We start from the raw sequence: 267 nt of genomic DNA, 5'->3' as shown, positions 1-267 counted from the left end.
ATCCTTATCATCCCTTGGGTCATCAGCGCAGTCGCCGCGTCCTATATCTGGAAGTGGATCTACCATTCGGACTTTGGTGTGATCGGCGCGGTTTTGGTCGGCCTTGGCCTTGCGGACCGGCCACCGAATTTCATCGACAGTGTCGATACGGTCCTGCCCTCGCTTATCGTCGTCAACATCTGGAGAGAGTTCCCGTTCGCCATGATCATGATGATGGCTGGCCTTCAGACCGTTCCCGATCAATTGCTGCGTGCGGCGAAAGTTGAC

At 55.8% G+C, this 267-nt stretch carries 1 protein-coding gene; it reads left to right on the top strand.

What is annotated here, in order from left to right; genetic code table 11:
- The coding region (locus SB764_RS40835) for a carbohydrate ABC transporter permease (protein ID WP_410866872.1) at nt 1-267 on the top strand (267 nt) is incomplete at both ends.

The sequence above is a fragment of the Paraburkholderia sp. SIMBA_027 genome (genome assembly GCF_046535315.1).
Taxonomy (GTDB): domain Bacteria; phylum Pseudomonadota; class Gammaproteobacteria; order Burkholderiales; family Burkholderiaceae; genus Paraburkholderia; species Paraburkholderia tropica.
This window is presented reverse-complemented; position numbering and strand designations above follow the sequence as displayed.